Origin of the sequence: Cyanobium sp. BA20m-p-22, from assembly GCF_024346275.1 — a bacterium.
Classification (GTDB): Bacteria; Cyanobacteriota; Cyanobacteriia; order PCC-6307; family Cyanobiaceae; genus Cyanobium_A.
Map to the genome: position 1 here is coordinate 1 of NZ_JAGQCQ010000153.1, position 8,492 is coordinate 8,492.

7 protein-coding genes are annotated in these 8,492 nt (G+C 59.3%); 3 read left to right on the forward strand and 4 right to left on the reverse strand.

Annotation, left to right across the window (positions count from 1 at the left end; translation table 11 throughout):
- Both KBZ15_RS13200 and KBZ15_RS13205 read left to right on the forward strand, forming a co-directional pair.
- Positions 1 to 1,078: hypothetical protein (locus tag KBZ15_RS13200; protein ID WP_255015664.1), on the forward strand; the 1,078-nt coding region annotated here is incomplete at its 5' end.
- A 30-nt stretch (positions 1,079 to 1,108) separates the two neighbouring features.
- The gene (locus tag KBZ15_RS13205; RefSeq protein ID WP_255015665.1) at positions 1,109 to 3,895 is read left to right on the forward strand and encodes a valine--tRNA ligase; all 2,787 of its coding nucleotides are present in this window, start codon (positions 1,109 to 1,111) and stop codon (positions 3,893 to 3,895) included.
- A 6-nt stretch (positions 3,896 to 3,901) separates the two neighbouring features.
- On the opposite strand, the gene KBZ15_RS13210 is transcribed toward KBZ15_RS13205, so the two are convergent.
- On the reverse strand, positions 3,902 to 4,780 hold the full coding sequence (locus KBZ15_RS13210) for an NAD(P)-dependent oxidoreductase (protein ID WP_255015666.1): 879 nt from the start codon (positions 4,778 to 4,780) through the stop codon (positions 3,902 to 3,904).
- 60 nt (positions 4,781 to 4,840) lie between these two features.
- Between KBZ15_RS13210 and KBZ15_RS13215 the strand changes: the two genes are divergently transcribed.
- On the forward strand, positions 4,841 to 5,143 hold the full coding sequence (locus tag KBZ15_RS13215) for a hypothetical protein (protein ID WP_255015667.1): 303 nt from the start codon (positions 4,841 to 4,843) through the stop codon (positions 5,141 to 5,143).
- A 13-nt stretch (positions 5,144 to 5,156) separates the two neighbouring features.
- Here KBZ15_RS13215 and KBZ15_RS13220 read toward each other — a convergent pair whose 3' ends face one another.
- From KBZ15_RS13220 to KBZ15_RS13230, 3 genes are all read right to left on the reverse strand, one after another.
- Complete coding sequence (locus tag KBZ15_RS13220) at positions 5,157 to 6,353, reverse strand: 4'-phosphopantetheinyl transferase superfamily protein (RefSeq protein ID WP_255015668.1); 1,197 nt, start codon at positions 6,351 to 6,353, stop codon at positions 5,157 to 5,159.
- A gap of 11 nt (positions 6,354 to 6,364) precedes the next feature.
- On the reverse strand, positions 6,365 to 7,645 hold the full coding sequence (locus tag KBZ15_RS13225) for a beta-ketoacyl synthase (protein ID WP_255015671.1): 1,281 nt from the start codon (positions 7,643 to 7,645) through the stop codon (positions 6,365 to 6,367).
- Positions 7,646 to 7,648: 3 nt separating this feature from the next.
- The coding region (locus KBZ15_RS13230; RefSeq protein WP_255015673.1) for a beta-ketoacyl synthase at positions 7,649 to 8,492 on the reverse strand (844 nt) is incomplete at its 5' end.

Consider the following 8,492-nt stretch of genomic DNA (forward strand, 5'->3'; position numbering starts at 1 on the left):
TCAAACCCCTGCCGCCCTTCCCATGGAGTTATCAAGGGGAAGAGCTCTCAATGTTAACCCTAGTTTAATGAGCCGTAAAAGTCACATGGAGCTCCTCCATTGGCAAGGCAGGCTAGTTGCACCATATGCGAACTGGCTTTCTCGGGAGCTCTGCCGTGTATTGTGCCGTAAAATACAAAGGATTTTCGAAGTCGCTTGTAATGATTTTGTTAAAAACTTTTTTACCATGAAAAACTTATTCAATCTAGCAGGTAAACCTGGTTCGCCGCGCAGGATTCGACTTAAAAAAGTTGCCTCTGTAGCGCAGGTGGTTTTAATATTTTGCATAATTAAGGCAGTCGTTCATTACTTTGGTCTAGAAAAGTTTGAAGTTAATCAGCTTTTTTCGGCGATGGTTGCTTCAACCGTTTTTCTGATGGGTTTTTTATTGAGTGGAGTTCTTACTGATTTTAAGGAAAGCGAAAAGATACCTGGGGAGATTTCTACCTCACTAGAGTCTCTGTACCTGGAAATTGTGGCTATCAAGGTCTACAATTCACAGGCAGAAACCACCAAATATCTCGAAAAGTTAATTGGCTTCGGCGAATGTGTAGTCGATTGGTTTCATGATCGAGTTCCTCAAGGCGCCATGTATGAGAATTATGCTGAAACCCATTTAATGGTTGCCGAAGCTTGCGCCCAGATCAAGGGGGATGCTTCTACTCTTCGCGGTAGGCTAATGGCGGATATGGCTGTAATTCTTCAACGGGTTAATCGAGTGCAAGTCATCCGAGACACGGACTTTGTTCCGCTAGTTTATTGGATGGCCTACATAGCGGCTGCTCTTCTGGTCTCGGGACTAGTGCTGGCAAAGTCTGAAAATCTCCCCGCGTCGATCTTTTTTTTGGCGGTGATTTCCTTTCTGGTGATACTCCTGCTTAGGCTGATCGACGATATTGATAATCCGTTTGGGTTCTCTGACCAGGATTCTGCTGAGGATGTTTCTATCCACATCTTGATAGAGACTGTTAAACGGCTAAGGAATTCTCTATTTTTCTCAATCTCAAGGGACGCGTCCACCAAAATGCCCACGCTTTGAGAGACTGATAGCAGTACTAGAAGTAATCTTGTGAACGACGCTCTGCCCAAGAGCTACGACCCGGCGGGCACTGAGAGCCGCTGGCAGCAGGCCTGGGAGAGCAGCGGCGCCTTCCATCCCGACCCCAGCTCTCCGGGGGAGCCGTTCTCGGTGGTGATTCCGCCGCCGAACGTGACCGGCAGCCTGCACATGGGCCACGCCTTCAACACGGCCCTGATCGACACGATTGTGCGCTTCCAGCGCCTGCGCGGCAAAAACGTGCTGTGTTTGCCGGGCACCGACCACGCCTCGATCGCCGTGCAGACGATCCTCGAGAAGCAGCTCAAGGCTGAAGGAAAGCGCAAGGAAGACCTGGGCCGCGAGGCATTCCTCGAGAAGGCCTGGGCCTGGAAGGCAGACAGCGGCGGCACGATCGTGGGCCAGCTGCGCCGCCTGGGCTACTCGGTGGACTGGCAGCGGGAGCGCTTCACCCTCGATAGCGGCTGCAGTGCCGCGGTGATCGAGGCCTTCAACCGCCTGCATGAGCAGGGCCTGATCTACCGGGGCGAATACCTGGTGAATTGGTGCCCGGCCTCGGGCTCGGCGGTGAGTGATCTGGAGGTGGAGATGCAGGAGGTGGACGGCTACCTCTGGCACTTCCGCTATCCGCTCAGCAGCGGTGATGGCTTCCTGGAAGTCGCCACCACCCGGCCCGAAACCCTGCTCGGCGATACCGCCGTGGCCGTGAACCCCAAGGATCCGCGCTATGCGGCGCTGGTGGGCCAGACCCTCACCCTGCCCCTGGTGGGGCGCCAGATCCCGATCGTCGCCGACGACCACGTGGACATCGAGTTCGGCACCGGCTGCGTCAAGGTGACCCCCGCCCACGACCCCAACGACTTCGCGATTGGCCAGCGCCACAACCTGCCGCTGATCACGGTGATGGCCAAGGACGGCAGCATGAACAAAGCGGCAGGCCGCTTTGCGGGCCTGGATCGTTTCGAGGCTCGCCAAGCGGTGGTGGCGGCCATGGAGGCAGAAGGGTTCCTGGCGCGGGTGGAGCCCTACCGCCACAGCGTGCCCTTTTCCGATCGCGGCAAGGTGCCGGTGGAGCCCCTGCTTTCCACCCAGTGGTTCGTGAAAACCGAGCCCCTGGCGGCCCGCTGCCGTGAGGCCCTGGCTGCCGCCGCCGGGTCCGATCCCCGTTTTGTGCCGCAGCGCTGGAGCAAAGTTTACCGCGACTGGCTCACCGACATCCGCGACTGGTGCATCTCCCGCCAGCTGTGGTGGGGCCACCGCATCCCCGCCTGGTTTGTGGTGAGTGAAACCGGCGGTGTGATCACCGACAACACGCCCTACGTGGTGGCCCGCGATGGGTCAGAAGCCCGGGCCAAGGCGGAGGCCCAGTTCAGCGGCGGCACCCACGCCCATCCCCTGCTGCTCGAGCAGGATCCCGACGCCCTCGACACCTGGTTTTCCAGCGGCCTGTGGCCCTTCTCGACTCTGGGCTGGCCGGACGAGCAGGCCGCCGACCTGGCCCGTTGGTATCCCACCAGCGTGCTGGTGACTGGCTTCGACATCATCTTTTTCTGGGTGGCCCGGATGACGATGCTGGCCGGCGCCTTTACGGGCCAAATGCCCTTCAAAGACGTCTACATCCACGGGTTGGTGCGCGACGAACAGAACCGCAAGATGAGCAAGTCGGCCGGCAACGGCATCGACCCGCTGCTGCTGATTGAGCGCTATGGCGCCGATGCCCTGCGCTTCGCCCTGGTGCGCGAGGTGGCGGGGGCCGGTCAGGACATCCGCCTTGATTACGACCGCAAATCCGACACCTCCGCCACGGTGGAGGCTTCGCGCAACTTCGCCAACAAGCTCTGGAACGCCACCCGCTTCGCCCTGATGAACCTGGGCGGGGAGACGCCGGCTTCGCTGGGTGAGCCGGATCCAGCGGCCCTGCAGCTGGCCGACCGCTGGATCCTCTCGCGGCTGGCGCGGGTGAACCGGGAAACCGCCGAGCGCTATGACAGCTACGGCCTGGGTGAAGCGGCCAAGGGGCTCTATGAGTTCGCCTGGAATGAGGTTTGCGACTGGACCATTGAGCTGCTTAAGCGGCGCCTGCAGGTGCCGGTGAATCTGGAGGGGGCTGCCCGCGAGGCTGCCTTGGCGGATCAGCGCACCGCCCGCCAGGTGCTGGCCAAGCTGCTCGGCGAGCTGCTGGTGATGCTGCATCCGCTGATGCCGCACCTGAGCGAGGAGCTCTGGCATGGCCTTACCGGCGAGCCGCCGGAGACCTTCCTGGCGCTCCAGCCCTGGCCGGCGGTGGACGTTGCCGCCCTCGACGACGATCTGGAGGCGTCCTTTGCCGAGCTGATCGAGGCGATCCGGGTGGTGCGCAACCTGCGGGCCGTGGCGGGGCTCAAGCCCAACCAGAGTGCGCCGGTGCGTTTCGTCACCGGTCGCGGCGAGCTGGCGGCGGTGCTGCAGGAGGCCAGCGCCGATATCACCGCCCTCACCCGAGCTGAGAGCCTGGTTGTGCTCGATCCCGCCGCTGCTGAGGCAGCCCCCGGCCAGCGCGCCTTGGCCGGCGTGAGTGGTGAGTTGCAGGTGTTGCTGCCGATTGAGGGCCTGGTGGATCTCGACGCCCTGCGCGGCCGGCTGGAGAAGGACATCGCCAAGGCCGATAGGGAGATCAAGGGCCTGGCGGGTCGCCTTGCCAATCCAAACTTCGCGGGCAAGGCCCCGCCTGAGGTGGTGGCGGAATGCCAGGCAAACCTGGCCGAAGCCGAGGCCCAGGCGGAACTGGCCCGGCGGCGGCTGGCCGATTTGGGGGCCTGAGATTCATCAGCCGCTGGCCCTCTGGGTCGAGGTGGTGCCCGTGAGCCGGTGCAGGGAGCTGTAGTCGAGCTCATCTAGACCGGCGGCGGTCGCTCGCTCAAGCAGCTCGGCCAGGCCCCGCAGGCCCTGGGTCTCGAGCTGTAGAGCGGCGGCGGCGGTGAGAAACAGCTGCAGGTCCTTGCGCAGGTGGGCGGTGGGGAAGTTGGGGTTGCTGTAGTCGTCGGCCAGTTCCTTGGCCAGTTTTTTGTCGAAGGTGGGGGCGTAAAGGGCGCTTTCGCGCAGGATCGCCATGAAGGTCTCTACCTCCACGCCGGCCTGCTGCACCACGTGCAGGGCCAGGCTGAAGCTGTGGGTGAGGCTGGCGATCAGCTGGTTGAGGGCCAGCTTGGTGTGCAGGGCAGCTCCGACAGGTCCGAGATGGCGCGGTTCGCCTCCGAGGGCCATTAGCACCGGCCGAGCCCGTTCGAGATCGGCCAGGTCGCCGCCCACCATCACCTGGAGGCAGCCGGCCAGAGCCTCCGGCCGGCTACCCAGCACGGGGGTTTCCAGATAGCGGGCACCGCGTTGCTGCAGGGCGATCGCCAGGTCGCGGCTTTCGGCCGGCGCGATGGTCGCCACCTGCAGCACCAGCCGCCCCGGGAGGGCGGTGCCGGCCTGGTTGAGCAGCACCTCAGCGGTGATGGGGCCGTCACTGAGCACGGTGATCACGAGCTCGCCCGCGGTCACAGCCTCGGCAGGGCTGGAGGCGAGTTGGGCCCCCGCTGCGACCAGCGTCTGGGCACGCTCCTGCCGCCGGTTCCACACGTGAAGCCGGTAGCCACGGGCCAGTAACCGCTCACCGATCGCGGTGCCTAACAGGCCGCTTCCCACCAGGGTGATCTCCATCGTGCGTGCCCTAGGTGGCAGTCAAGTTACCGGTCCAGCCTGGCCCCCTAATGTCACCCCATGGAACGATCGAGCCCGCCGCCAAGCCCTGAGGAATTGGCCATCCGGCTGGATGCCGTTGACACCCGTTTGCAGCAGGTGGTTTTGCGGGTTGAGGCCCTATCTGAGCTGCTGCTGGCCAGCGGCCAGGTTGGCCAGGCCGAGCTGGAGGCCAAGCTGCGGGAGATCGACCTGCGCGATGGCGTTGAGGATGGCCGCAATGTGGCGCCGGTGGTGCAGGTGTGCGGCAAATGCGGCCATAGCCAATTGGGTCAGCAACGCTTCTGCGCCCGATGCGGCAGCGACGCCCTGCAGGCGGCATGAGAGCGAAACCAGCTCAGTTGCGCCAGCGCCGGTGAACCCACCACCACTGATCCGGGTGGCGCAGCACCATTTGCTCCAGGCTCGCATTGAAAAGTCGCGTATTGAGTCGGATCTCTTCCTTTGCACTGGTCGATTCAACCAGTTGTAAGGGTTCCTCAAAGCGCAATACGTGGTTGCCATTTTCGTCCCTCCAGCTTGATGCTGGAATGACGGGGGCGCCTGAAGCAATCGCAATCAGGGCGAGGCTGCGAAAGGTTCCGGCCGGGTGGCCAAGGAAGTCAACCAGGATGCTGCTCTTGCCGCCAGCGTGTTGGTCAAAGGGGAAGACAACCGCATGGCCTGCCTCTAGGCAATTCATGATTGATTCCATCGACCCTGTTTTTGGCAGGCTCTTGAAGCCGGATTTTTCAAATTGTTTATTAATCAGGGCCTCGAACCAAGCTGGCTGCAACGGTCTGCGCACAAAGTAAAAACGTCCCCTGGCTTCAGGAAAGTTGGTAACTCCGGCCGCAATGGCTGTTGTGAAGTTGCCAAAATGGCCAGTCAGGATGATGGCCCCCTGGCCCTTGCTAAGGGCGGCGATGATCAGGTCGGCATTTTCTACCCTCGCCTGGGCCATCCGCTGGGCTTGGGATAGAAACTGAAACCGGATGAACTCGATGCCGATTCTAATGAAATGGGCATAGTGGGCCTGGGCTATGGATTTAATTTGGGATTTGCTAAGTGTTCTGCCATAGACCCTTTCAAGATTGGCCAGCACCAGCTTTCGTCTGATGGGTAGAAGCCGATAGGCCAATCTGCCGATCAGGGGGGCTTTAAAGTCTTTGCTTGATGCTATTGCCGTGGCCGCAGCATGGGCTTTGGTGTGACTCAGGCTGATTGAGATCTGCTCAAATCCATATAAATTCAGCAGGGCATTTGCCCTTGGCGATAGGCATACAAATGGGGCCCCATAGCCATCATTCTGTACTGAAAAATCAGAGAGATCAATGGCTGCGGTTGCCGTTTCCAGCGGAAATAGCTTGAGACAAGCTTCCTTCGCGGCAAAGCGAGCGGCTAGGCGCCCATAGCGGCTCTTTGATTTACCCGCATAATCGAGCTCCTGCTGGCTAAAGATTCCCTTGAGATCTTCATTGGAAGAATGATCCACCAGCTGCTGCACTCGAGCGATGTCTACATGGTCAACACCACATTTGTATCTATTAGGCATTATTCATGATCTCATCGGCTGGTTGCCCGGATGATCAATGCGCTGTTCTGGCCTCCAAAGCCACGCGATAGAATTAATGCCGTATCAGAGATGGGCTCTCTGGCAACCTTCGCAATTGGCAGGTCTTGCAAGGATGGATCGATGTTTCTCAGGGGTGCGATGGCAGGCACAATTCCCCGTTGAAGTGCGGTAAGGGCTAGAACTGTATCGATACTTCCAGCGGCTGCTAAGAGGTGGCCAAATGCCCATTTGAAGCAGGTAATTGGTGGGATTTGGGTACCGAATACCCTGCGAATTGCCACGCCCTCAGAGAGATCTGATGTTCTGGTGCCGTTGCCATGGCACACAATCATTCCGATTTGCTGAGTTTCCAGGCCTGCCTGTTCCAGAGCCAGGCAAATGGCTCTGGCGACGCCATCACCATCAACTCTCACCGGCAGAAGCCCTTGGGCTTCAGATGTACATCCCTTGCCAAGAATCTCAGCATGGATCGGAGCTGACCTCGACTCGGCCGCCTCCAGGGTTTCCAGCACTAGAGCTGCCCCGCCCTCGCCAAGGATGCAGCCAGACCGATCGGCATCAAAGGGGGTGAGCTGGGCGTCCGCAAGCAGCCCTGCCTTTTGGTAGTAGAGAACTGTTTGGGGTTCGACTGGGGCATCGTGGCCGATGGCTATGGCCCGTTCGGTGTCGCCAATGCGTAGGCTTTCGAAGGCCTCGATGATTGAAAGCGATCCACTTGTGCCGTGATTTGTGATGCAGGCATTTGCGCCCTTGAGCTTATTCCTTATGCCTACATGGCATACAACGTTGTTGGGGAGGTTGCCAAGTAGCCACATTGGGTTGACACTTTCGCCCAGCCTTTCGCCAATGGCCTGCATGCTGCCATTGGCTTCGCTGATCAGGGGCAAAAAATCATACTGGGTATCATAGTAGCCGCCACTGGTGCCTACATAAAGGCCAAATCTTTCAGCAAAGCTATCGTCATCTGCGCTGGCCAGCGACTCCCTGTATGCACTGATCCCAGCAGAGTTAAGGGCTTGTTCTGCGGCATAGATGCCGACCACGTCTGTTTTCTTGATTAGCTTAAGGAGCTTGCGATCATTGATCAGTTCCCTTGGGCTGAACCCAACCACCCCGCCTAATCGGCATGGCCAATTCTCCCCATCCCAGCCGCCTATTTCGGCAATGCTGATAGTGCCATCCAATAGGGAATCAAGGATCTGCTCAGGCTGCTTGCCAGATGCGCAGATTGCACCTAGGCCAGTGATTACAACTCGCGCCGCTGTCTGCATCGATTATGAGGCCCCGGGCTCGCGAAATACTAAGCAGCTGTTGGAGCCACCAAAGCCCAGTGAGTTGGACATGGCCACGCGAACAGCCTGATCCTTTGCTTTATCACATATAAAATTGAGGTTGCAGTCGGGGTCCCGTTGGGTGAGATTTGCATTGATCGGAACCTTGCCGTGATGAATGGTCAAGGCGCAAATCGCCGCCTCTACGGCCCCTGCCGCTGCGATCAGATGGCCCATGGTGCTTTTTGTTGAACTCACGCTTAGATCCTTAATATGGCTGCCAAAAACCACATGTGCCGCCGCTGCCTCACTGCGATCGTTCATTGGTGTTGATGTGCCATGGGCATTTAGGTAATCAACCTGTTCTGGAAATATGCCGGCCGATTGCAGAGCTTGTTGCATTGCCTGGATTGGGCCATCACCGGAGGGATGGGAATCGGTGATTCGGTAACTGGAAAGGGAATTGCCCTCCCCCGCTAGCTCTGCGTAGATCCGAGCGCCCCTTTTAACAGCTGCTTCCCATTCTTCCAGCACAAGGAAGCCAGCCCCTTCACCCAGGACAAATCCATTGCGGCTGGCATCAAAGGGGCGGCTGGCCGTATGGGGATTATGGTTGTCTGTTGATACTGCGTTGAGCAGGCAGAATCCGGCTAGGCCCAGGGGACTAATCATTGAATCGAAGCCCCCCGCAAGTACGTAATCACAGTCGCCGCGTCGGATCAGTTTCAAGCCCGTGCCAACGGCTTGACCGCCTGATGCGCAGGCGGTGTGCACGGATGTTGTATAGCCTTTGATGGCATATCGCTCAGCTAGAAGGGATAGACCCTGGGCTGATTGACTGCGGCAA